General features: G+C 66.6%; 21 protein-coding genes, 1 tRNA gene and 1 riboswitch. Of the genes, 12 read left to right on the top strand and 10 right to left on the bottom strand.

Annotation, left to right across the window (positions count from 1 at the left end):
* Positions 1 to 16: 16 nt before the first annotated feature.
* The 5 genes from DX914_RS18385 to DX914_RS18405 all read left to right on the top strand — a co-directional run bounded on the left by DX914_RS18385 (position 17) and on the right by DX914_RS18405 (position 2540).
* Positions 17 to 93: transfer RNA gene (locus tag DX914_RS18385), tRNA-Met, on the top strand.
* Between the two features lie 327 nt (positions 94 to 420).
* Positions 421 to 915, top strand: coding sequence for a hypothetical protein (locus DX914_RS18390; protein WP_115861539.1), 495 nt, complete (start codon positions 421 to 423; stop codon positions 913 to 915).
* Positions 915 to 1514: a TetR/AcrR family transcriptional regulator gene (locus DX914_RS18395; protein WP_115861541.1), complete on the top strand. Its 600-nt coding sequence runs from the start codon at positions 915 to 917 to the stop codon at positions 1512 to 1514. The genes DX914_RS18390 and DX914_RS18395 overlap by 1 nt, the downstream gene beginning before the upstream one ends.
* A gap of 45 nt (positions 1515 to 1559) precedes the next feature.
* A complete protein-coding gene (gene queD / locus DX914_RS18400) occupies positions 1560 to 1913 on the top strand; it encodes a 6-carboxytetrahydropterin synthase QueD (RefSeq protein WP_115861543.1) in 354 nt (117 codons plus the stop codon).
* A gap of 228 nt (positions 1914 to 2141) precedes the next feature.
* On the top strand, positions 2142 to 2540 hold the full coding sequence (locus DX914_RS18405) for a phasin family protein (protein WP_115861545.1): 399 nt from the start codon (positions 2142 to 2144) through the stop codon (positions 2538 to 2540).
* Positions 2541 to 3335: 795 nt separating this feature from the next.
* Here DX914_RS18405 and DX914_RS18410 read toward each other — a convergent pair.
* The 4 genes from DX914_RS18410 to DX914_RS18425 all read right to left on the bottom strand — a co-directional run bounded on the left by DX914_RS18410 (position 3336) and on the right by DX914_RS18425 (position 9316).
* Complete coding sequence (locus DX914_RS18410) at positions 3336 to 6521, bottom strand: multidrug efflux RND transporter permease subunit (RefSeq protein WP_115861547.1); 3186 nt, start codon at positions 6519 to 6521, stop codon at positions 3336 to 3338.
* A gap of 9 nt (positions 6522 to 6530) precedes the next feature.
* Positions 6531 to 7703 carry an efflux RND transporter periplasmic adaptor subunit gene (locus DX914_RS18415; protein ID WP_115861703.1) on the bottom strand — a complete coding sequence of 391 codons (1173 nt, stop codon included), beginning with the start codon at positions 7701 to 7703 and terminating at the stop codon, positions 6531 to 6533.
* Positions 7704 to 7829: 126 nt separating this feature from the next.
* On the bottom strand, positions 7830 to 8540 hold the full coding sequence (gene bioD, locus DX914_RS18420; protein ID WP_115861549.1) for a dethiobiotin synthase: 711 nt from the start codon (positions 8538 to 8540) through the stop codon (positions 7830 to 7832).
* Positions 8498 to 9316 carry a TMEM175 family protein gene (locus DX914_RS18425; protein ID WP_158549397.1) on the bottom strand — a complete coding sequence of 273 codons (819 nt, stop codon included), beginning with the start codon at positions 9314 to 9316 and terminating at the stop codon, positions 8498 to 8500. The genes bioD and DX914_RS18425 overlap by 43 nt, the downstream gene beginning before the upstream one ends.
* 66 nt (positions 9317 to 9382) lie before the next feature.
* On the opposite strand from DX914_RS18425, the gene DX914_RS18430 reads away from it, so the two are divergent.
* From DX914_RS18430 to btuB, 3 genes are all read left to right on the top strand, one after another.
* The gene (locus DX914_RS18430; RefSeq protein WP_115861553.1) at positions 9383 to 9865 is read left to right on the top strand and encodes a GAF domain-containing protein; all 483 of its coding nucleotides are present in this window, start codon (positions 9383 to 9385) and stop codon (positions 9863 to 9865) included.
* A complete protein-coding gene (locus DX914_RS18435) occupies positions 9862 to 10266 on the top strand; it encodes a TfoX/Sxy family protein (RefSeq protein WP_115861555.1) in 405 nt (134 codons plus the stop codon). The genes DX914_RS18430 and DX914_RS18435 overlap by 4 nt, the downstream gene beginning before the upstream one ends.
* 194 nt (positions 10267 to 10460) lie before the next feature.
* Positions 10461 to 10692: riboswitch (cobalamin riboswitch) on the top strand.
* 119 nt (positions 10693 to 10811) lie between these two features.
* The gene (gene btuB / locus DX914_RS18440) at positions 10812 to 12650 is read left to right on the top strand and encodes a TonB-dependent vitamin B12 receptor (protein WP_196778960.1); all 1839 of its coding nucleotides are present in this window, start codon (positions 10812 to 10814) and stop codon (positions 12648 to 12650) included.
* Positions 12651 to 12774: 124 nt separating this feature from the next.
* On the opposite strand, the gene DX914_RS18445 is transcribed toward btuB, so the two are convergent.
* The 6 genes from DX914_RS18445 to glmS all read right to left on the bottom strand — a co-directional run bounded on the left by DX914_RS18445 (position 12775) and on the right by glmS (position 18460).
* A complete protein-coding gene (locus DX914_RS18445; RefSeq protein ID WP_147300724.1) occupies positions 12775 to 13236 on the bottom strand; it encodes a hypothetical protein in 462 nt (153 codons plus the stop codon).
* On the bottom strand, positions 13233 to 13625 hold the full coding sequence (locus DX914_RS18450) for a VOC family protein (protein ID WP_115861559.1): 393 nt from the start codon (positions 13623 to 13625) through the stop codon (positions 13233 to 13235). Before DX914_RS18450 ends, DX914_RS18445 begins: the two co-directional genes overlap by 4 nt.
* 327 nt (positions 13626 to 13952) lie before the next feature.
* On the bottom strand, positions 13953 to 14318 hold the full coding sequence (locus DX914_RS20115) for a hypothetical protein (protein WP_147300725.1): 366 nt from the start codon (positions 14316 to 14318) through the stop codon (positions 13953 to 13955).
* A gap of 57 nt (positions 14319 to 14375) precedes the next feature.
* Positions 14376 to 14687 carry a hypothetical protein gene (locus DX914_RS18455; protein WP_115861561.1) on the bottom strand — a complete coding sequence of 104 codons (312 nt, stop codon included), beginning with the start codon at positions 14685 to 14687 and terminating at the stop codon, positions 14376 to 14378.
* Between the two features lie 57 nt (positions 14688 to 14744).
* Positions 14745 to 15113 carry a hypothetical protein gene (locus DX914_RS20120; protein ID WP_147300726.1) on the bottom strand — a complete coding sequence of 123 codons (369 nt, stop codon included), beginning with the start codon at positions 15111 to 15113 and terminating at the stop codon, positions 14745 to 14747.
* Between the two features lie 1514 nt (positions 15114 to 16627).
* On the bottom strand, positions 16628 to 18460 hold the full coding sequence (gene glmS / locus DX914_RS18465; protein WP_115861565.1) for a glutamine--fructose-6-phosphate transaminase (isomerizing): 1833 nt from the start codon (positions 18458 to 18460) through the stop codon (positions 16628 to 16630).
* A 202-nt stretch (positions 18461 to 18662) separates the two neighbouring features.
* On the opposite strand from glmS, the gene DX914_RS18470 reads away from it, so the two are divergent.
* The 4 genes from DX914_RS18470 to DX914_RS18485 are packed head-to-tail and all read left to right on the top strand — an operon-like array spanning position 18663 to position 22264.
* Positions 18663 to 19952 (top strand): efflux RND transporter periplasmic adaptor subunit, encoded by a 1290-nt coding sequence (locus tag DX914_RS18470; protein ID WP_115861567.1) that lies wholly within the window; start codon positions 18663 to 18665, stop codon positions 19950 to 19952.
* Between the two features lie 2 nt (positions 19953 to 19954).
* Complete coding sequence (locus tag DX914_RS18475; RefSeq protein WP_147300727.1) at positions 19955 to 20161, top strand: hypothetical protein; 207 nt, start codon at positions 19955 to 19957, stop codon at positions 20159 to 20161.
* Positions 20162 to 20202: 41 nt separating this feature from the next.
* Positions 20203 to 20925 (top strand): ABC transporter ATP-binding protein, encoded by a 723-nt coding sequence (locus DX914_RS18480; RefSeq protein ID WP_115861571.1) that lies wholly within the window; start codon positions 20203 to 20205, stop codon positions 20923 to 20925.
* A gap of 25 nt (positions 20926 to 20950) precedes the next feature.
* Positions 20951 to 22264, top strand: a complete 1314-nt coding sequence (locus DX914_RS18485; protein ID WP_115861707.1) for an ABC transporter permease — start codon at positions 20951 to 20953, stop codon at positions 22262 to 22264.
* The last annotated feature ends 7 nt before the right edge of the window (positions 22265 to 22271 follow it).

Here is a 22271-nt window from a genome sequence, read left to right on the forward strand (position 1 = left end):
ATTCGCGGTTCCCCGTGGCTATGTAGCTCAGCCGGTTAGAGCACAGCACTCATAATGCTGGGGTCGGTGGTTCGAGTCCACCCATAGCCACCAGATTCCCCAGCGGAATCCGGGCAGCGAAGAAACCCGCCGCGAGGCGGGTTTTTTGTTGGCCGCGCGCCCGCGAACGCATGCAGCCTCAGCCAGCGCGGCCGTATAGGCGAACATCCGACGCGGACGATCCGCGTTCGATCGGGCCCCTGCTCTCCCCCACCGCTCCGCCTGCGTCGGCAGCGACCCGGAACGGCGGGCGGTCGACTCCATTCGCTACGGCCAGGGCAGCCTCCGGACCCGATTCGGCCGGCCGTCGCATGCTGCCCGTTGACTTGTCTACCTACTGATAGGTAGATTTACGCCTCCTCACCATAGCGAAGCGTCCCCATGGGCATCTCACCGATCGGTTGGCTCCACACGCTGGGCAGCCTGCCGGCGATCCCGCTCGCCGCGTATCTGCTGGTCCGGCACGGGCGGATCGCGCCGGAGACCAAAGCCGGTCGCGCCTATTTCTGGTTCATGCTGCTGGGCGTGCTCACCGTCTACCCCATCGCCCGGCAGCCGGTGAGCGTGGTCATCGCCACCGTGACCTTGACCTTGCTGCTGCTGGGGTACGGCATCGCGATGTGGCGGCCGGCCCAGCGCCTGTGGACCTACCTGCAGACGATCGCGCTGAGCCTGACCGTGTTCCTGCTGATGGTGCCCACGGCGACCGAAAGCCTGCGCAGGCTTCCGGTCGGCGATCCGCTGGTGACAGACTTGAAGGACCCCTTGCTGCTGGGTGTGCAGGGCGCGCTCTTTCTGGCGCTGCTCGTCGGCATTCCGCTGCAAATGCGCGCGCTGTACAAGCAGCGCACCCATCGAGTCCAGGTAACGCGTTGATGCCGTCCGCAAGCCCCCTGCCCGCGTATTCGCCCAAGGCCCTGGAGATCGTTCGGCGCACGAACGAACTGTTGGCCGCGGGCGGCTACAACGGCTTCAGCTATGCCGACATCGCCGAATTGGTGCAGGTCAGGAAAGCCAGCATCCATCACCACTTCCCGGCCAAGGCCGACCTGGTCAAGGCCACGGTCGCTCTGCATCGCGAGGCGATGCGGCAAGGATTGCAGTCGCTGCAACAAGGGGTTGCCGATCCGTATGCGCGACTGATCGCCTACAGCCGCTATTGGGCCGAATGCATCCGCGAGTCGAATCCTCCGATCTGCATCTGCGCGCTGCTGGCGGCCGAACTGCCGGCCATCCCGGCGGAGGTCGCCGATGAGGTCCGAGGGCATTTCGACGGCCTGCAAGCCTGGCTCGCGCTGACGATGGAAGAAGGCGCGGCGAAGGGAACGGTGCGCCTGGCCGACACCCCGTCGGCGGAAGCGGCGATGTTCATGGCCTCAATCCACGGCGCGATGCTGTCCGCGCGCGCCGCCGGCAATGCGGCGCTTTTCTGGCAGATCGCGCAGTTGGCGACGGACCGGTTGAAGGCCCCATAGCGCCGCGTGCCGGCGGCCCGGCGGGGCTTGCGGCACAATATCGGCATGAACATCTTCAAAGTCTTCACCCTGGAAGCCGCGCACCGCCTGCCCAACGTGCCGGAAGGCCACAAATGCGCGCGTCTGCACGGCCATTCGTTCCGGGTCGAGATCCACCTGGACGGCCCGATCGGCGAGCACACCGGCTGGGTGATGGACTTCGCCGACGTGAAGCGCGCGTTCCAGCCGCTGTACGACCGGCTGGACCACCACTACCTCAACGACATCCCCGGCCTGGAGAACCCGACCAGCGAGCGGCTGGCGGTATGGATCTGGGAGCAGCTCAAGCCCGAGCTGCCGCTGCTGAGCGAAATCGTGGTCCACGAGACCTGCACTTCGGGCTGCCGCTACCGGGGCTGAGCCCGGCTCGGAGGCAGGCGCACGTCATTGTCCGGTCACCCTGGCCGCCCATGCTGGCGGCGCCATGGCGTCCACGCGCCACATAACCCGTTGATTTGGTTAGGCCGATGAATGGCCGGCAACCGCTCGTCGGATCGATGTTGCATCGCAACAAACCCCGGATTATGCTGCACCGCACAATCCGGGCATCCCCCCGGCCCGGACCACAACGCATTCCAGGAGCCAGCCATGTACCAGCAGTTCAACGAGCAGTTCGCCGCCGCGACGCGTCAGTTCGCTGACACGGCCGCTCAGGTCAACCGTCTGACCCTCGACAACGCCGAGGCCGTGTTCGGCCTGCAGCTGGCCGCGATCGAAGACCGCGTCAACGCCACCTTCGCTTTCTTCGGCGAAGCCGCCGAAGCCCGCGACTTCGACGCCCTCAAGACCCTGTGGCCGAAGGGCGTGCAGGTGGCCCGCGAGAACGTCGAGCGCGCCGTCGCCACCGGTCAGGAAGTCTTCGGCCGCACCCTGAAGGCCAACGAAGCCATCGGCGAGCTGGCCAAGTCGCAGATCGAGTCGACCGCCAAGACCGCTCAGGCCAACGTCGAGAAGGCCGCCAAGGCCGCGACCAAGGTCGCCAAGTAAGTCGCAAAGTCTCTCTCCTCGTCGACCCCCGACGGACACGAAACCCGGCAGCGCGAGCTGCCGGGTTTTTTGTTTTTGGCGGCGGCCGGTGCCGAGCGGGATCGCAAGCCCGCGCTCTGGCGCAGGAGGTTTGAGAGCGCGAGGTTCGACGCGAGATTGAGGCTTCGCGCGCCCTCACCCCAACCCCTCTCCCGCAAGCGGGAGAGGGGCTAAAAGGCAGCGGCGTCGAATGTGTCCCCTCTCCCGCTTGCGGGAGAGGGCTAGGGTGAGGGGGGTGAGCGCAGCGAATGCTCTTGATCTTCGCTCGGGCACCGAACTCGCCGTACCAATAGAAGACCCGGAGGGCGGCGCACAGGAGGTGCGCCGTTTTTCGCTGGCACAGGGATGTGCCATCGAAAAATCCCCGCGCCCGCTCCGATCTCGCACGGAAGCTCTGTCCAGGGACAGCGTTTTTCTTTGGTTACTTTCTTTTGACGCTTATCAAAAGAAAGTGACGCGGCCGCTTGCGGACGGAAGCTGTTGCAGTTGCTGCTAAGCAAGAGCAACAGCCAAAGCAAATCCCCCTCAATCCCCCTTTGTCAAAGGGGGAAGACAAAGCGGAGAGAACCAGGTGACGACGTAGGTGCGGATTCGCGGTCGCAGCTTGCGCACCTCCTACAGGGGGGCGTGCGTAGTTTTCGTCGTAGGTGAGGATTCGCGGTCGCGGCTCACGCCGCTCCTACCCCAAAGCGACGGGGGCCCAGGCAAAAAAGAAGCCCGCCGGGTGGCGGGCTTCTTCAGCTTTGGAGCGGACGCTCAGCGCGCGGGTTTGGCCGCGGGCTCCTCGTCGTCGTGCTGCACGCGCTTGGGCGCCTCGTCCAGCTTGTCGCCCAGGATGCGGCGCACGATCACGTAGAACACCGGGATCAGCAGCACGCCCAGGAAGGTCGCGAAGATCATGCCGCCGATCACGCCCGTGCCGATCGCGTGGCGCGAGTTGGCGCCGGCGCCGGAGGAGATGGCCAGCGGGATCACGCCCATGATGAACGCGAACGAGGTCATCAGGATCGGGCGGAAACGCAGCTTGCAGGCCTCGATCGTCGCCTCGCGCAGGGTCTTGCCCGCCTGCCGCTGCTCGATCGCGAACTCCACGATCAGGATCGCGTTCTTGGCCGCCAGGCCGATCACCGTGATCAGGCCGATCTTGAAGTAGATGTCGTTGGGCAGGCCGCGCAGCAGCGAGAAGATCACCGCGCCCAGCACGCCCAGCGGCACCACCAGCAGCACCGCCACCGGCACCGACCAGCTTTCGTACAGCGCCGCCAAGCACAGGAACACCACCAGGATCGACAGCACCATCAGCATCGGCGCCTGGTTGCCCGACAGGATTTCCTGATACGACTGGCCGGTCCAGTCGTAGCCGAAGCCCTCGGGCAGGTCGTTGTCGACGATCGCCTGCATGGCGTTCATCGCCTCGCCCGAGCTGTGCCCCGGCGCCTGCGAACCCACGATCTCCACCGCCGAATAACCGTTGTAGCGGGTCAACGACGGCGAAGCCATGATCCACTTGCTGTGGACCACGTTGGTCAGCGGGATCATCGCGTTGGTGGTGCTGTCCGCGCTGCTGCCGTCGGGGTTGGTCGCCGCCGAGGGATTGGGCGTGTAGAACTTGCTCAGGGCCTCGGCGCCGGTGCGGTAAGGCGCGTCGGCCTGCATGGTCACGCGCTTGATGCGGCCGTTGTCGACGAAGTCGTTGACGTACACCGGCGCCAGCATCAGCTGGATCGAGCTGTAGATGTCGTTCACCGACAGCCCCATCGCCTGCGCCTGCACGCGGTCCACGTCCAGCTTCAGCTGCGGCGAATCCTCCTGCGAGTTCGGACGCACGCCGACCAGGGCCTTGTTCTCGCCGGCCTTGCCCAACAGGATGTTGCGCGCCTGGGTCAGGGCGTCGCGGCCTTGGCCGCTGCGGTCCTGCAGGTACATGTCGAAGCCGCCGAACGAACCCAGGCCGCTGACCGTGGGCAGGTTGATCACGAAGATCTGCGCGTCGCGGATGCCGAACAGCGCACCGTTGGCGTTCTGGATGAAGGTGGCCGCGTCGACCTTGCGCTCGCCCCAGGGCTTCAGGCGGACGAAGGCCATGCCCATGTTTTCGCCCTGGCCGACGAAGCTGAAGCCGGCCACTTCCATCATGCCGTCGTAGCCTTCCTGCTTCTCCAGGGTCTGGCGCATGGTGTCGAACACCGCCTGGGTGCGGCGCATGGTCGCGCCCGGCGGCAGCTGCACCAGCGCCAGCGCGTAGCCCTGGTCTTCTTCCGGCAGGAAGCTGCCGGGCATGCGCGTGAACAGGAAACCGCACAGCAGGGCCAGCGCCACGAACACCGCCATCCAGCGCGGCGCATGCCGGATCGCGCCGGCGATGTGGCCCACGTACGTGTCGGCGACCTTGTTATAGACCGTGTTGAACGCGCGGAAGACGAAGTTCGACTTATGGTGCTCGGTGGGCTTGAGCATGCTCGCGCACAGCGCCGGGGTGAAACCCAGCGCCAGGAACGCGGAGAACGCCATGGCCATGGCGATGGTGATGGCGAACTGCTTGTAGATCTCGCCGGCCGAACCGCCCTGGAACGCGGACGGAATGAACACCGCCGCCAGCACCACGGTGATGGCCACGACCGCGCCGCTGATCTGGCTCATCGCCTTGATCGTGGCCTGGCGGGCGTTGAGGCCCTCCTCGGTCATGATGCGTTCGACGTTCTCGATCACCACGATCGCGTCGTCCACCACGATGCCGATGGCCAGCACCATGCCGAACAGACTGAGCTGGTTGATGGTGAACCCGAGCAGGTACATGCCCAGGAACGTGCCCATCAGCGCGATCGGGATGACCAGGGTGGGGATCAGGGTGGCGCGGAAGTTCTGCAGGAAGATCAGCATCACCAGGAACACCAGCACGATCGCCTCGAGCAGGGTCTTGACGACCTCCTCCACCGAGATGCGCACGAACGTCGAGGTGTCGTAGGGCGAGAACCACTTCACGCCCGGCGGGAAGCTGGTCTGCAGCTCGTCCATGCGCTTGCGCACCGCCTCGGCCACGCCCAGGGCGTTGGCGCCGGGGCTGAGCAGCACGGCGAACGCGCCGGTCGGGGCGCCGTTCCAGCGCGCCTCGAAGCCGTAGGACTGCGAACCGATCTTGATCCGGGCCACGTCCTTGAGCCGCACGGTGGTGCCGTCGGCGTTGGCGCGCAGGATGATGTTGCCGAACTCTTCGGGCGTGCTGAAGCGGCCCTCGGCCGAGACCGTGGCGGTGTAGGCCTGCTCCTGCGGCGAAGGCTCGGCGCCGATCGAACCGGCGGCGAACTGCACGTTCTGGCCGCGCACCGAGTTCAGCACCTGGGTCGCCGACAGGCCGTAGCCCTGCAGCTTCTCCGGGTTGAGCCAGATGTTCATGGCGTACTCGGAGCCGAACTGCTGGGTGCTGCCCACGCCGGGCACGCGCGCGATCTGGTCGAGCACGCGCGAGCCGATCATGTCGCTGAGCGCGTTGGTGTCCACGTTCGGGTTCTCCGAACGCAGCGCCACCACCATCAGGAAGTTCGAGTTCGACTTGGCCACCACCACGCCCTGCCGGGTCACTTCTTCCGGCAGTCGCGGCGTGGCCAGGGCGACCTTGTTCTGCACCTGGACCTGGGCGATGTCCGGGTCGGTGCCCGGAGCGAAGGTCAGGGTGATCGAGGAGCCGCCCGAGGCGCTGGAGGAGGAGCTGAAGTAATCGAGATTATCGATACCGGTCAGCTGCTGCTCGATCACCTGGGTGACCGCACCTTCGGCGGTTTCCGCGCTCGCGCCCGGGTAGCTGGCCGAGATGCTGACCTGCGGCGGCGCGATGTTGGGATAGGACTCCACGCCCAGGTTGAGGATCGCGAGCACACCGCCGAGGGTGATGAGGATCGCGATGACCCAGGCGAAGACCGGGTGGTTGATGAAGAATCTGGACATGGCGGTCGCTTAGTCCTTGGCAGCCGGTGCCGCGCCGGCGGCGGGCTGCTTCTTGCCCGCATCGGGCTGGTAGGGCACGGCCTTGGCCGGCTGGCCGGGCTGGGCGCGCTGGATGCCGGACACCACCACCTGATCGCCCGCGGCCAGGCCGCGGCTGATCACCCAGTTCGGGCCCTGGGTACGGTCGGCGGCCACGTCCTTGCGCGCGACCTTGCCGTCGGCGCCGACGGTGAGCACGTAGGAACCGGCCGGGTCGCGCTGCAGCGCGGCCTGCGGCACCAGGAAGGCGTTGGTCTGGGTGCCCAGGGTCGCCTTCAGGGTCACGTAGGTGCCGGGCAGCAGGGTCTTGTCCGGGTTGGGCACGCGCGCGCGCAGCGCGATCGCGCCGGTGGCCGGATCGACCACGTCGCCGGAGAAGTCCATGGTGCCGGTGCGCTCGTACGGGGTGCCGTCGGGCAGGATCACCTGCACCTGGGTCTGGCTGGCGCCGCCGCCGGCCTGGGCGCGACGCACCTGCTCCAGCTCGGACACGCTCAGCGAGAAGTTCACGTACAGCGGATCGACCTGGTCGACCGTGGTCAGCAGGGTCGCGGTGCCCTGGCCGACCAGCGCGCCCTCGGTGACCTGCTGCTTGCCGGCGCGGCCGTCGATCGGCGCGCGCACGGTGGCGTAACCCAGGTTGATGCGGGCGTTGGCCAGCGCGGCCTCGGCCTGCTTGACCGCGGCCGAGCCGCTGCGTTCGGCGGCCAGGGCGTTGTCCAGGTCGGACTTGGAGATGAACTTTTCCGGCGCCAGACGGCGCGCGCGATCGGCGGCGGCCTTGGCGTTGGCGTAGTTGGCCTGGGCCGAGGCCAGACCGGCCTGGGCCTGGCCGACTTCGGCTTCCATCTGCGCCGGGTCGATCACGAACAGCACCTGGCCTTCGCGCACGTCGGTGCCTTCGGCGTAGACGCGGCGCTGCAGCACGCCTGGCACGCGGGCGCGCACGTCGGCGCTGCGGTAGGCGGCCAGACGGCCGACCAGGTCCTTCTGCAGCGGCACGCTGGCCGGCTGCACCTTGACCACGCCCAGCTCGGGCGGCGGCGGCGCGCCTCCGGCTTGTTGTTCGCCATCGCCACCGCAGGCGGACAGGGCCAGGGCCAACGCGGCGACCAATGCCACGGAGCGCAGGTTCATAGTCATGGGAAAGGACTCCGGTTCCATCGTTGTTCTGCGCGCGCGCGCGCGGTGACTGTTCTAATTCCTATACTGGGAAGTCTAGCATTCTGAATCCGGCCCCCACCCCCCATAAGTCACGGGGCCGATGCCTTACGCCAGCTTGAGCAAACGCGAGAAAGCGGCCGGATCCGGCACGGTCGCGTAAGGCAGCCGGCCCCAGCAGGGTGCGTCGATACGTTGCAGCAGCAATCGGACATTGTCGTCGCGACGATCCATGTGCGGGTCCACTTCGTTGGCGATCCAGCCGGCCAGCCGCAAACCCTCGGCCGCGACGGCGCGCGCGGTCAGGCGCGCATGATTGATGCAGCCTAGCCGCATTCCGACCACCAACACCACCTCCGCGTCGATCGCGCGGGCCAGATCGGCCTGGTCCAGGCTCGCCGACAGCGGCGCGTCCCAGCCGCCCACGCCCTCCACCACCACCGCATCGGCCTGCGCGGCCAGGCGCGCGTAGGCATCGAGCAACGGCGGCAGGCGCACTTCGATGCCGGCGTCGGCCGCGGCCAGTTCCGGCGCCAGCGGCGGACGCAGCGCATACGGATTGACGTCGGCATAGGCCGGGCGCGGATCGCTGGCGCCCTGCAGCAGCAACGCGTCTTCGTTGCGCAGGCCTTCGGGCGTGTCCTCGCAACCGCTGGCCACCGGTTTCATGCCGACCGCGCGCAAGCCCTGCGCACGCAGCGCGTGCAGCAGCGTGGCGCTGGCCACCGACTTGCCGATGCCGGTGTCGGTGCCGGTGACGAAGTAACGACGCGGGCTCACGCGGGGACGTCCTGGATCGGCCGTTGGCGCGCCAGCCATTGCCGGTTGCGGCGCACCGCGTAGTACGGCATCGCCGCGCCCAACGCCGCGTACACCCACACCGGCAGCGAGGCGACCAGGCCCGGCGTGCGTTCGCCCGGCCAGGCCAGGGCCACGCCGCTGAGCAACAGGCTCAGCCCGGCGCTGCCGGCCAGGATCCAGTGCAGGCCGATTTCGGTGCGGGTTTCGTAGCGTTCGGCCTCGCTCAGGCCCAGCGCATCGGCGCGGCGCAGGGCGTGGCGGTTGAGCTCGCACACGATCAGCGACAGCAGGCCGAAGCCCACCGCATAGACCATGAAGGCGGTCTGCAGGTCGGCGTTCCAATGCGCGGGGTCGATGCCCAGTTCGCTGCGCACCCAGCCGCCGGTGAACAGCGACATGGCGCTGGAGATCACCATGCGCAGCGGATAGACGTAGATCATCACCACCAGCACCAGGGCCAGGCTCAGCACGATCGAGCGCGCATCGTCCAGGCCGTAGCGCCGGCTCCAGCGGTTGTGCGCGCCCCAGAACATGGCGATCAGCACGAAGCAGAACACGAAGGTGGGCACGCGCCGCAGCGCCTCGCGCAGCTCGGCCACGGTGTCGGGCAGTTCGTTGAACAGGATCACCAGCATGGTCAGCGAGAACGCGAAGGCGGCATCGACGAAGCTTTCCAGGCGCGTGACCTGGTGGCCGCGTTCGCGGAAGGCGGGCAGCGACGGGGCGGCGCTCGGCGGGCTCGTATTCGGCGACTGGCTGCTCGGCCCGGGACGCGGCTGTCCGGCTTCGGTCATCGGCATTCCCCAGGGGCGGATAGCGGCCATGGTAATGCGCGGGCGTGCCGCTGCTACACTCGCGATATGTTCGCCGCCAACGCCCTGACCGGCAGCAAGCCGGAACAATACGCCCTGCTCCTGTCCCAGGCGCGCGCCCTGATGGAGGGCGAGCGCGACCGCGTGGCCAACGCCGCCAATCTGTCGGCGCTGGTCTATCACGCCCTGCCGGAACTGAACTGGGTCGGCTTCTATTTCTACGACGGCCAGGAACTGGTGGTCGGCCCCTTCCAGGGCCTGCCGGCCTGCATCCGCATTCCCTTGGACAAGGGCGTGTGCGGTGCCGCCGCCTCCAGCGGCCGGACCCAGCGCATCGCCGACGTGCACCGGTTCCCGGGCCACATCGCCTGCGATTCGGCATCGAACTCCGAACTGGTGGTGCCCTTGAGCCTGGACGGCCGGCTGATCGGCGTGTTCGACCTGGACAGCCCCGCCCTGGACCGCTTCGACGCCGACGATCAGGCCGGCCTGGAAGCCATCGCCCAGGCTTACCTGGAGACGCTGCGATGAGCGGCGCCAAGCTGCGCAACATCGGCCCCAAGAGCGCGGCCTGGCTGCGCCAGGTCGGCCTGCGCTCGCACGAGGACATCGCCGCGGTGGGCACGGTGGAGGCCTTCATGCGGGTCAAGCGCGCCGGCTTCAAACCGACCTTGAACCTGCTGTACGCGATCGAAGGCGCGCTGCTGGACTGCCACTGGCAGGAGATCTCCGACGAGCGCCGCAACGAGCTGATCCAGGCCGCCGACGCCGCCACCGCCCTGCTGCCCGCCCCGCGCAACCGCCCGGCCGCCGCGCCGGTGCGCACCACGGTGCATACCGAGGACACGGTGGCGCTGCCGCCGTCCTACGACGACGGCTACGACGACGAGCCGGCGGGGGATGGCGGGGACGAGGCGGAAGAGCGGGAATAGGAATTCCCTTCTCCCGCTTGCGGGAGAAGAGCCTGCCCTCGAGTGCTTGAATCGGGGGTGCCCGAAGGGCGGATGAGGGCGCGCGATGGCGCAAGGCGCGCCGCAAGCAGGTAACCCCGCGTGCCCTCACCCCAACCCCTCTCCCGCTGGGCGGGGAAGGGCTTCAGACCGCCCGCCAACCAGCCCAATCGCGTAAACTGCGCCCGCTTCGAGGTGACCCCGGCGGCCTGCGCCGCCTGGGTTGAAACGGGAAGCCGGTGACGCCCCCGCGCCCTGCGCGCGACCAGGCCAGTCCGGCGCTGCCCCCGCAACGGTAAGCGAGTCGGCCGCGGCCTACGCCACTGTGCATCGCACGGGAAGGCGCCGCGACCCGGGCCCAGTGCCCGCCTCGCGAGTCCGGAGACCGGCCACGACGCGCGACTGGTTGCGATGCGGAGGGCGTCGCGGCGGCGACGTCGGCGCCATCCGCGCCCGCATTCGCGGCCTCTCTCCTCGCAACTCCTTTGATCGACGGCGCGGCCCTGGCCCGCCTTTGGAGTTTGCTCATGCGTGTTCTGCCCCTGGCCATCGCCGCCGCCCTCGCCCTGCCCGCCTACGCGCAGGCGCAGCCCGCCGACGAGGCCACCGACCTCGACGACGTGATCGTCACCGCCACCCGCACCGCCATCAGCGCCAACGACGCCCTGGCTCCGGTGGAAGTGATCACTAGCGAGGACATCGCCCGCAGCCAGGCGCGCTCGCTGCCCGACCTGCTGCGCGGCCGCGCCGGCATCTCCATCGGCAACCAGGGCGGCCTGGGCAAGCTGACCACGCTGTCGCTGCGCGGCAGCGAAACCGACCACGTGCTGGTGCTGGTGGACGGCGTGCGCATCGGCTCGCCCACCTCGGGCCTGGCCTCGTTCCAGGACCTGCCCATGGCCCTGATCGACCGGGTCGAGATCGTGCGCGGTCCGCGCTCCAGCCTGTACGGCGCCGACGCGGTCGGCGGCGTGATCCAGATCTTCACCCGCCGCGATCGCGGCGCGGTCGCGCCGCGCGCCAGCGTCACCGTGGGCAGCAACAGCGCCCGCGAAGCCAGCGCCGGCGTCGGCGGCCGCGTCGGCCGCGGCTGGTTCGGCGTGGACGCCGCTTACCAGCGCACCGACGGCATCAACGCCTGCGACGGCTCCAGCACCCTGTTCGCCGGCTGCTTCACCGAAGAACCCGACCGCGACGGCTACCGCAACCGCTCGCTGTCCGTGCGTGGCGGCTTCGACGCCAGCGACGCGCTGAGCTTCGAAGGCCATGCCCTGCGCGCCGAAGGCGACAACGAATACGACGGCAGCTTCGTCAACTACTCCGAAGTGGTGCAGCAGGTGATCGGCGGCAAGGCCGTGTACCGCCCCAGCGACGCCGTGCGCGTGCAACTGTCGGCCGGCCGCAACCGCGACGCATCGGACAACTTCCTGGGCAGCGTGGCCAACGGCTACTTCGCCACCGACCGCGACACGATCAACCTGCAGGGCGACTTCGGCGTGGGCGAAGGCCAGCTGCTCAGCGTGGGCTTCGACTGGCTGCGCGACCGCGTCGACAGCGACACCGCCTACGACGAGACCGAACGCGACAACCGCGCCGTGTTCGTGCAGTACCAGGGCCGCTTCGGCAACCAGTCCATCGAAGCCAGCCTGCGCCGCGACGACAACGAGCAGTTCGACGGCCACACCACCGGTTCCGTCGCCTGGGGCCTGGGCTTCGGCGAGGGCTGGCGCGTGACCGCGGGCTACGGCACCGCGTTCAAGGCGCCGACCTTCAACGAGCTGTACTACCCGTTCTTCAACAACCCCAACCTGCGCCCGGAAGAATCCAAGACCTGGGAAGTCGGCCTGGCCTACCGCGGCGAGCGCTTCAACGCCCGCATCGATGCGTTCCAGACCGATGTGGACGACCTGATCGCCTACGACTCGGCGATCTTCCGCCCCAACAACATCGACAGCGCGCGCCTGCGCGGCGCCGAGATCGGCTTCGACGCGAACATCGACGAGTGGAGCGTGGCCGCCAGCGCCAGCTTCCTGGACAGCGAGAACCGCCTGGGCTTCTACGCCGGCAACGAGCTGCCGCGCCGGGCCAAGCGCAGCGCGCGCATCGACGTGGACCGCGCCTTCGGCGACTTCCGCCTGGGCCTGACCGCGGTGGGCTCCAGCGCGCGTTACGACGACGTGGCCAACAGCCGCCGCGTCGGCGGCTACGGCACCGTAGACCTGCGCGCCGAGTACGCGCTGACCCCGTCCTGGACCCTGCAGGCGCGCCTGGCCAATGTGTTCGATCGGGACTACGAGACGATCTCGTTCTACAACCAGCCGGGGCGCGAGTGGTTCCTGACGGTGCGGTACGCGCCGGGGAAGTAACACCTTGTCGCTACGCCCCAAAAAAAAGCCCGGCACATGCCGGGCTTTCCCCCCCCTTTTGAAAAAGGGGGGAACTAGGGGGGATTTGCTTTTGCCCTGCCTCCGCGAAGAGCGCTGGCAGGCTTTAGGGCTTAAGCCGAAACACCGCGCGTGTCGCCTTGATGGCGTCGCGGTCCCACTTCCGAGTGGCCGAGCAAAGGCTGTATCGTGTCTGCTCGCCCGAACGCGCGATGACCAGTACGGTATCTCCGGGCGTAAGCGTCGCCTGCTCCGAAAATTCCACCACGGTGGCGGCTCGTGGATCGTTGTACCGCCAACTCGATACGACGCTCGGCGCCTGCGATGGCTCGCCTTTCAGTACGATCTGGGGCACGAGGGTATGTTCGATCTCTGCACTGCGCTTGCGCGGGTCTTTGAGCGCGCCCAGGGTTTCGAGATTGGAAGTCAGCTGCGAGCGGATCACTGTGCCTACGTAGACCGTGTCAGCAGCGCGCAACTGCGGCTCCAATGGCTCCACGATGCAGACGCCCCAGGCCGGCATGGATGCCAGCAGAACCAAGCATCCAACGCCTGCGGTGCGCTTCATCCGTCGCTCCCAAGTTCGCTGATCATCACGTAGTACCCATCGGGATCGCGCAACGCAAACTCCCGGGTGCCGGTAGCCGGGTTGATGCTCGGCTCCTCTTCCAGCTCCGGACCTAAATCGCGTGCACGCGCTAGCGCCGCGTCGAAGTCGTCCACGCGAAAGAACAGCAGCAAGCCATTACCCGGCTCGGCTCGTTCCGGACTGGCCAGTGTCGGATGATCGTGCGAGCCCCACTGATGCAGGCAGAGCAGCACCGTGCCGTCGTCGTCCCGAAGCTGGCCGAAGTAGTCGTGAGCCGGAGTGGACGGAGCCTGCCCGAACAGCGACCGATACCAGTCGTAGCTGCGGGCGACGTTGGCAACACCGATAATGGCCCATGTGCGTTTCATGACATCTCCTTAAGCCGAGAGAAATGCACTCTGACCCCATTTCTGCAATCCCGCGTCTCGTTTGAACCAAGAAGTGGCGGCGCAACGGAATCGACGCGGCCGTAGAAGACGTACGTGGAGCCTTGAAATAGCTCCCTAGTCCATTGAGCTTTGGACTCAACAGGGTTGCAGGAGCAGTTCCGCCCAAGCTCGAGACTCGGAAAAAGTAGAAGTGCGGCCGCGACGGTTCTCACCATGGCATCTAACGCCGGAATTAAGCCGAGCCGCGACGCGGCTTCAGGTTGAATAAATTGTTAGGACCCATGCTAGCTGTGTGACCTGACAAGACTAATCACCGTCCCGGAGACGAATCTTTGGGTATCCATTCTCGCAGTAAAGCTCATACAGCTTTCCTTTCTGGAACTCGTACTCTACTGACGGCACATAGTGGATGACCTGCCGCCAACCCCAATCGCCAGGGCATGAATAAGAGATCCGTTGCTTTCCCGGGTGAAAAGACATCATCCCCGCCACAAATACATAACCGGAGATAGCTAGATACGAACCATTGCCAGGAAGCTGCGGGAGGTCGTCCGCCAGCACCAATGTGGACGAGGAGCTTGCATATTGCAGCGGGAAGTCACTCATCCCTCGGCCCGAGGCGCAACCTCCAAGAAGTACGACCGTGGTCGAAACAACGAGAATCTTGATCATGGGGCCGAACGCCTGAATTGGGCCGAGCCGCGAAACAGCCTCGGCTTGAATGAATTGTTAGGCCACAGCTAGGTGGATGAGTGCATGGCGCAACTCCCACTGCTCGCAATGAGGAGTTGCAATTGCCCCATCCGGTGACAGCCCGGAAATGTTGAAGCCCTCCTCAACGTCCTCATAGTACAGGACTAAATCGCCAGCTTCTGCCACGATAAAGACAGTCTCCGTGTTGCCAAGGCGAGCTATTGGGACGAGATATGGGGCGACCTTGAAGCGCTCAAAGAACTCCTGTTGATCTGCTGAGCAATCGACGAGTTGCTCAGCGATGAGCGCATTGAGCTCTTCTACGGTGATGGGCTGCCAAGTATTCATGCGGTCTAACGTCTGAATCAGCCCACGCCGGGAAGCGGCTTCGGCTGGAATGATTTGTTATATCCCAAGCCCGACCACGGAATCCGAATCGGCAATGCCCAAGGCTTGGGCCAATACTAGAGCATTGGGGCGAATCCAATCAGGAGAGTCTTTGTCAAAGGGTGCAGGAAACCCGCTGAGATTGTAGAGGGTCTTGGCACAGACCTCCTCGAAGCAGTATTGGGCATTGCTGAGCCGGTCACCAACTCGCTCTGCCGCCAACGTCTTGGAACGAATCTTCTGAAACAAATCGTGTCCATCGTGCCATTGGCTTGGCTCTGCAGCCATCGCGTCGAGAGCCAGCAGGGTTTCTCGGTCATTGCAGCGAGGCAGGAACAACCAAACGAGCCGTTGGATATCTGCTGCAGTTTGCGTTGATGTCGCCATTGGGCCTGACGCCTGAATTAAGCCGCGCCGCGAAGCGGAGTCGGCTTCAACGAACTGCCAGGTGTGCCGCCTGCGATCTCCACGCTCACCCCCAACGTCATTGGCGGAAACATGTGCCGAAAAGTTACGCGGCCGCCGTTGCTAGTGACGAGAGAATACTGGCTGACAGTGTCCTCTCCCAGTGGATCGGACACCTCAATGCCCGCGATAGCGAATGGCATAAGCGGATCTACCTCCACTAGAGTGACGGCCTCAACAGTGCGACCACTAGGCGAAATGAAATGCAGTGCCTCGGAAGTGCAAGGTTGGAGCGCCAAGCCAAGGCCAGGATACCTATCTGCGCCTAGATCTACCTCACACGGGCTGATCTGGATCAGATCGCCATCGGCGAACTCCAGGAAGGCGTCGAAACCAACAATGGGTAAAGTGAGGTGGCTTACCCAAGCCGGGTGCACCCCCTCTGACCGGAATAGCCAAATAGCGCGGATAGTTCTTCCGAGTAGCAGAGATGTATCCACGACCACCCAATGCCTGAATTAAGCTGACCCGCGAAGCGGGTTCGGCTTGAATGAATTGATAGCACCCTCAACCATGACGATTAATCACCAGCGTATATACGTAGCTCAACGGCCAAACAAGAATGACTACCACTAGCCAAAGCCAACTGCCCGCACTATGGGCACGAATGGCGGCAACGACGATAGTGGCTAGTGTGCCAAGAATGGCCGCATACAAAAGGATGGCGCCAGGGATGCCTAGTACTTCAATGGGCCCGCCGGTAGCGCTTGAGCCAGCTATGAACCAGCCATAGACAAAGAAGCCAACGACTAAGGCTAGGCTGACCTTTGGTATCAGGTTGCGGCTTGGTGCCATGAGGGCCAACTACGTTTAGATCTCATATTGGGATGTATCACGGATTCTGGGCACGCCTCAGGGAGCTCCTCAATGGGGGTTTCCTACGCGAATCAGAGGATTGGACCGATCACGCGACCTAATTTGGCAGAGCCCGGGTCAGCCTGGGCCTGGCATCAGCTGCGGAACTGCTGAAACTGGCCACGCAAGTGCTTCCTGCTACGTAGCGTCGTGACTAATGCCTAGCGCCCCGATGAAGCATAAGTACGCCGATGCAAACAAAGTAACTGCATGTAGCAGGCCGAACCAGCGCCACTTCAGCGCCCGGATGGAAGGCACCAGCAAGCTGAGCACGGCCAACGACCCAACAACAGGGAACGCCCCGGCGAGCCGAGACGTCTGTACATCGGGCAGACCCGCCAACAAGCATGCGGCAAAGAACACCGCCAACGCAGCCAGCGTGGCGGAAACCGCCCTAAGCTTGCGCCCCGGCGAGGCCGCTAGGACAAAGACCGGGAACGTGGCCAACAGACCTAACAGTCCCGGAATGCCCTGACCTGCAACGAACAAGACGAAGCGCCAATCCATGCTGCTCCAAGCTCATATGACCAGGTTAGAGTCGCGGCCGAATCGCGCCGCCTAGGCAATCTGCCTTCGCACGATCACTCCACCGTCACCGACTTAGCCAAATTCCGCGGCTTATCCACATCCGTCCCGCGCGCGAGCGCGGCGTGATAAGCCAGCAGCTGCACCGGAATCGCATGCACCACCGGCGACAGCACGCCGACGTGGCGCGGGGCGCGGATCACGTGCACGCCTTCGGAGGGGCCGAACTGGCTGTCCTCGTCGGTGAACACGAACAGTTCGCCGCCGCGGGCGCGCACTTCCTGCATGTTCGACTTGACCTTCTCCAGCAGGCTGTCGCGCGGGGCGATCACCACCACCGGCATGGCCGCGTCCACCAGGGCCAGCGGGCCGTGCTTGAGTTCGCCGGCCGGGTAGGCCTCGGCGTGGATGTAGGAGATTTCCTTGAGCTTGAGCGCGCCTTCCAGCGCGATCGGGTAGTGCACGCCGCGGCCCAGGAACAGCGCGTGCTGCTTGGGCGCGAAGCGCTCGGCCCAGGCGGTGATCTGCGGTTCCAGGTTCAGCGCGTGCTGCACGCTGCCGGGCAGGTGGCGCAGGTCGGCCAGGTAGCCGGCTTCCTGCTCAGGCGCCAGGCGGCCGTGCAGCTTGGCCAGGGTGCAGGTCAGGGTGAACAGCGCCACCAGCTGGGTGGTGAAAGCCTTGGTCGAGGCCACGCCGATCTCGGCGCCGGCGCGGGTGTAATAGACCAGCTTGCTCGCGCGCGGGATCGCGCTCTCGGGCACGTTGCAGATCGACAGGGTCTTGTCGTGGCCCAGCGACTTGGCGTACTTCAGCGCTTCCATCGTGTCCAGGGTTTCGCCGGACTGGGAAATGGTCACGATCAGTTGCTTGGGATTGGCCACCGCCTTGCGGTAGCGGTACTCGCTGGCGATCTCGACCTGGCAGGGCAGGCCGGCGATGGCCTCGATCCAGTAGCGAGCGGTCAGGCCGGCGTAATAGCTGGTGCCGCAGGCCAGGATCTGCACGCCTTCGATGTCGCGCAGCACCTGCTCGGCGTCGCGGCCGAACAGCGCGGCGGAGAAGCCGCCGTCGTCCATCACCGCTTCGATGGTGTCGGCGATCGCGCGCGGCTGCTCGTGGATTTCCTTCTGCATGAAGTGGCGGTACGGGCCCAGCTCCAGCGAGGCCAGCGAGACGTCGGACAGGTGGGTGTCGCGCTGCACCTGGGCGCCGTGCTCGTCGAACACGCGCACGCTGTCGCGGGTGACGTCCGCGGTGTCGCCTTCTTCCAGGAAGATCACCTTGCGGGTGGCCTGGATGATGGCCGACACGTCGCTGGCGACGAAGTTCTCGCCCTCGCCCAGGCCCACCAGCAGCGGGCAGCCCATGCGCGCGGCGACCAGGCGGCCGGGTTCGCGCTTGCTGACCACGGCGATGGCGTAGGCGCCCACCAGTTCGCGCACCGCGCGCTGCACCGCCGCCAGCAGGTCCGCGCCCTGCGACTGGTAGTGGTGGATCAGGTGGGCGATGACTTCGGTGTCGGTCTGCGACTCGAAGGTGTAGCCGGCCGCGCGCAGGCGTTCGCGCTGCTCTTCGTGGTTCTCGATGATGCCGTTGTGCACCACCGCCAGCTCGCCGAAGCTGATGTGCGGGTGGGCGTTGGCTTCGGTGACGCCGCCGTGGGTGGCCCAGCGGGTGTGGCCGATGCCCAGGGTGGCGTGGAAGGACTCAGCCTGAGCCGCGCCTTCCATTTCCGCCACGCGGCCGGTGCGGCGCACGCGGCGCACGTCGGCGCCGTCGATCACGGCGATGCCGGCCGAATCGTAACCACGGTATTCCAGGCGCTTGAGGCCTTCGATCAGGACCGGTACCACATCGCGATCCGCGATCGCGCCGACGATTCCGCACATGCTGCGTGAGCTCCTGCTGTAGTCCGCACTAGTGTAAGCGGCCGGGGGCCGGACGGCCGTCCGGCGGACGCGGTGTCCGTCCGGACGGACACCCGGACACGCTGTCCGCATCAATTAAATCAACCACTTGCGGTTGGCACGGCTTGTGCATTGGTTAAGGGCGTAGAGCACCTTCCATCCACACGCCGAGTCCGCCACCCGCATGAGCATCCGCGACACCTCCGCCCAGGACCGCCCCGTCGCTTCCTCCCCCACGAGCGCGGTCGCCAAGCGTCGCCGTCCCTGGCTGCTGGCCGGCGCGGCCGGCGTGGGCACGGTCGCCATCGCGGCCTGGCTGCTGGCGGGCTGGAGCGCCGGCGGCCGTTCCTTCGACGCGGCGCGGGTGCGCATCGCCGAGGTCAAGCGCGGCGACCTGGTGCGCGACATCACCGCCGACGGCCGCGTGATCGCCGCCAACAGCCCCACCCTGTACGCGATCGCCCCGGGCACCGTGAGCCTGAAGGTGGTCGCCGGCGACGTGGTCAAGAAGGGCCAGGCGCTGGCCGAGATCGACAGCCCGGAACTGCGCAGCAAGCTGGCGCAGGAGCAGGCCACCCTGGCCAGCCTGGAAGCCGAAGCCGGCCGCGCCGCGCTGGACGCGCAGCTGGCGCGCTCCAACGCGCGCAAGTCGCTGGACCAGGCGCAAATCGAGCGCACCGCCGCGATCCGCGACCTGGAACGCCAGCAGCGCGGCTTCGAAGGCGGCGCGGTGGCGCAGGTCGACGTGGCGCGCGCGCAGGACGAACTGAAGAAGGCCGACATCGGCCTGGCCCATGCCCGCCAGGACGCCGGCCTGCAGGGCGAAGGCGCCGGCCTGGACACGCGCAACAAGCGCCTGCTGGCCGACCGCCAGCGCGCGATCGTGGTCGAGACCCAGCGCCAGGTCGACGCGCTCACCCTGCGCGCACCCTTCGACGGCCAGGTCGGCCAGGTGCAGGTCGCGCAGCGCGCCAACGTGGCGATCAACGCGCCGGTGCTGACCGTGGTCGATCTGGCCGTGTTCGAGGTCGAGATCAAGGTGCCGGAGAGCTTCGCTCGCGACCTGGGCATCGGCATGCCGGCGCAGATCACCAGCGGCTCGGGCGAACCCTATGCCGCACAGGTCTCGGCGGTGTCGCCGGAAGTCGTCAACGGCGAAGTGGTCAGCCGCCTGCGCTTCACCGCCAAGCAGCCGCCGGGCCTGCGCCAGAACCAGCGCCTCTCCGCCCGCATCGTATTGGGTACGCGCCGCAACGTGCTGATGGTCGAGCGCGGCCCCTTCCTGGAACAAGCCGGCGGCCGCTACGCCTACGTCATGGACGGCAGCCGCGCGGTGCGCCGACCGATCCAGGCCGGCGTGAGCAGCCTCAGCGCCGTGGAGATCATCCAAGGCGTACAACCCGGCGATCGCGTCGTGGTGTCCGGCAGCGATCAATTCGATAACGCAGAAACCGTCCGCATCTCTGGAGAATGACCATGAAAGCTTCCAACACCTTCCCGTTCGACCTGCATTGGACCTGCGAAGACCTGGCCGGCGCGATGCCGCTGCGCCTGAGCGAGCTGTTCGACTTCGAAGCCGCGCCGCTGCCGCCCAGCGCCAACAGCGAACCGGCCCCGACCGCCGCCTGGCGCCGCAACGGTTACGTGCGCGACGCCGCCCCGTTGTCGTTCCGCGTGCGCTGATCCACCCGCTTCCCACTCAAACCACCACCAGGAATCAAGCCATGCTCGACATGCGTCAGGTCACCAAGGTCTACCGCACCGAACTCGTCGAAACCCACGCGCTGCGCTCGCTGGACCTGCACGTGCGCGAGGGCGAGTTCGTCGCGGTCACCGGGCCGTCGGGCTCGGGCAAGACCACCTTCCTCAACATCGCCGGCCTGCTGGAGACCTTCACCGGCGGCGAGTTCCGCCTGGACGGCGAAGACGTGGGCGGCATGTCCGACGACGCACGTTCGCGCCTGCGCAACCGCAAGATCGGTTTCATCTTCCAGGGCTTCAACCTGATCCCCGACCTGAACCTGTTCGACAACGTCGACGTGCCGCTGCGCTACCGCGGCATGCCCGCGGCCGAACGCCGCCAGCGCATCGAGGACGCGCTGAGCCGGGTGGGCCTGGGCTCGCGCATGAAGCACTATCCGGCCGAACTGTCCGGCGGTCAGCAGCAGCGCGCGGCGATCGCGCGCGCGCTGGCCGGCACCCCGCGCCTGCTGCTGGCCGACGAACCCACCGGCAACCTGGACTCGCAGATGGCGCGCGGAGTGATGGAGCTGCTGGAGGAGATCAACGGCCAGGGCACCACCATCGTCATGGTCACCCACGACCCCGAGCTGGCCGCGCGCGCGCAGCGCAACGTGCACATCGTCGACGGCATGGCCACCGACTTCGCCGCGGTGCCCAGCCTGGTGCGCTCGCTGGCCAACGACGACGCTGCCGCGACCGCCTGAGGACGCCGCCATGACCGGTAACTCCATGTTCGCCTACTACTTCGACCTGGCGCTGCGCAGCTTCCGCCGCAACAAGATGCTGACCGCGCTGATGGTGCTGGCCATCGCCCTGGGCATCGGCGCCAGCATGACCACGCTGACCGTGTTCTACGTGCTCTCGGGCGATCCGATCCCGAGCAAGAGCGACCGCCTGTTCTACTTGCAGATGGACGCGCGCACCAAGGACGGCTACACCCCGGGCGAAGATCCTTCGTTCCAGATGACCCGCTTCGATTCCGAAGCGCTGCTGCGTGCCAAGCGCGGCGCGCGCCAGGCGGTGATGACCGCCGGCTCGGCCAACATCGAACCCGAACGCCAGGGCCTGACCCCGTTCATCACCGACGCGCGCTTCACCTCCGGCGACTTCTTCGCCATGTTCGAAGTGCCCTTCCTGCAGGGCAGCGGCTGGAAGGCCAGCGACGACGAAGCGCGCTCGCGCGTGGCGGTGATTTCCAAGGACCTCAACGACAAGCTGTTCGGCGGCGGCCAGAGCGTGGGCAAGTCGGTGCGCATCAACGAGTCCGAGTTCCGGGTGATCGGTGTGGTCGACAACTGGCGCCCGGTGCCGCGCTTCTACGACGTCAGCAGCGACCGCTACGGCACCGGCGAGCAGATCTTCCTGCCGATCTCGACCTCGATCGCGCTGCGCATGGGCAACAACGGCGACATGAACTGCTGGGGCGACGACGACAACACCGATCCCGAGGGCTCGCATGCGCTCAACGCGCAATGCGCCTGGCTGCAGTACTGGGTGGAGCTGGACTCGGCCGACCAGGCCAAGGACTACCTGGCCTACCTGGGCAACTACTCCGACGAGCAGCGCCGCGCCGGCCGCTTCCAGCGCCCGACCAACGTGCGCCTGTCCAACGTGATGACCTGGCTGGACCACAACAAGGTGGTGCCGTCGGACGTGCGCCTGCAGACTTGGCTGGCGTTCGGCTTCCTGCTGGTGTGCCTGCTCAACACGGTGGGTCTGCTGCTGGCCAAGTTCCTGCGCCGCTCCAGCGAGATCGGCGTGCGCCGCGCGCTGGGCGCGTCGCGGCGGGCGATCTTCGCCCAGTGCCTGGTCGAGGCCGGCACCATCGGCCTGGTCGGCGGCGCCCTGGGTCTGGGCCTGGCCATGCTCGGCTTGTGGGCGGTGCGGCAACAGCCGGCCAGCTACGCCGAGCTCGCCCATCTTGACCCGGCCATGTTGATCGCCACCTTCGTCATCGCGGTCGTCGCCAGCGTGCTGGCCGGTCTGTTGCCGGCCTGGCATGCCTGCCAGGTGACCCCGGCCATCCAGCTCAAGAGCCAGTGAGGCGCGC

It is taken from the genome of Lysobacter silvisoli (assembly GCF_003382365.1).
Lineage (GTDB): Bacteria > Pseudomonadota > Gammaproteobacteria > Xanthomonadales > Xanthomonadaceae > Lysobacter > Lysobacter silvisoli.